General features: G+C 34.0%; 1 protein-coding gene. It reads right to left on the reverse strand.

Annotated features, from left to right (window positions below; all coding sequences use genetic code 11):
* Positions 1-444: 444 nt before the first annotated feature.
* A complete protein-coding gene (locus MLE14_RS22175) occupies positions 445-1,038 on the reverse strand; it encodes a YdeI/OmpD-associated family protein (protein ID WP_243300534.1) in 594 nt (197 codons plus the stop codon).
* Positions 1,039-1,651: the final 613 nt, after the last annotated feature.

The raw sequence follows: 1,651 nt of genomic DNA on the forward strand, positions 1-1,651 counted from the left end.
TTTAGATTAACAAAACCTCCCCCCAGCAAAAGAAACAGAAAGGCTGGGGGATAATACCAAAGTCCGAATAGCAGAATTGTACATTCTAAAACGAGCAAAAGTGTACATATTATCGTTGACATTTATACCCATTCAACACTGCTGATCAATTAGTGAAATAACTTCAACAAAAAAGCGTTAAATCCTTTTCTTGGATCAACGCACCCTTTAATTGAACAACAAAATTATTCATATAAGTATTTTCATGGTCGTTTAAGAAATGTGAACCTTTTTGCAAAAAGCAAAGGGTACACATTTGTGTGCAGTATTTTTCTTTTCTTAGCTGGTAATGCGTAAGTTTTCCATTTTAAACTTGATTGAGTTTTACCCGCAATCCAAAATGCGGAATGAACTCAAAGTGAGATAATATCTTGAAAATGGTTAATTTATTTTCTCATGAATACATTAATCCTTTAATCCCTTTCCATCGAGAATTTGCTGCATATATTTTTCCACCCTTGACTCTCGAGTTTTGGATTGTTTGGGTTGAGAAAAATATAGAATGTATGCTCTTTGTCGTCCAGGTGTTAAGCTACTAAAAGCAGTTTTCAAGTCAGGGTTTTCATCAAGCTTTTTTTGAAATTCTTCAGGAATGATGTATTCTGTCGTCTTCTTAAAATCCACTTCCAACCCGGCTTTTTCAACTTCAATGGCTTCATTAATGTAAGCTTTTATGATGGGTTCCATTTCAACTATTTCTTGAACATTGGTGAACCGAATCTGGCGCGCAGCCTGTACATTCTCCGTTTGCCGGATTAGAATTCCATGGGGATCTTTTAACAAGGCACCTTTGTGAAATAGAAGCGCGCAATATTCTTTAAATCCATGTATTAAAACGATGTTTTTTTTATCAAACATGTAACATGGATGCATCCACTTAAATTCTTCGGTCAGCCCACAATCAAGAACGATTTTTCTCAACGTCTCAAATTCTTCCTTCCACTTTTTGGCTTTACTTAAAAAATCATCAACCTTAGGATTTAATCTACTATTTGTCATCAAGAAACACCTCTCTCTATTTTTGGATTATCTGACCGACACCAATCTTTATTCTCAATTTCTTGTCCTTTTTCACTGTAAATCAACTTTGAATCATTATCCATAACCCAACCCACCTTCCATTCGAGCTCGATATTGCGGGTTAGCAATACGTGCTAAAAATTCTGCAAAAACTTCCTAGTCTGTTCCTCCTAAAATAAAAAAATGTAGCCAGCAGCACTAAATAAACGAAGTGCTTTTTCGCCAACCTACCTGTCAGTTCAATAACTTCTACAATAAAATACGTTAATCCTTCTATAGTTAACGGTACCCTTTTGACATTTTCAATGCTTTATATTGTATTAGATAACTCATTTTGTTTTCTCTTAAAGTATATCCTTTAAAAATAGAAACTTTAAAATTGTATTTGATAATTTAAAATTGAGCCACTTTCAAGCAGTTTGATCACATAAAAAATGAGCCACCCGATTTCCAATTAAATAACCTTCTCTTATGATAGAAAGTGACCAAACTTACTACATGAGAGAGGAAAAAAAGGATGATCAATATGGCTCAATTTCATCGTATCAAAATTTTAAAGGAGATTGAAGGTTTATCACAAAGACAAATCGCC

Origin of the sequence: Bacillus litorisediminis (genome assembly GCF_022808645.1) — a bacterium.
Lineage (GTDB): Bacteria > Bacillota > Bacilli > Bacillales > JC228 > Bacillus_BF > Bacillus_BF litorisediminis.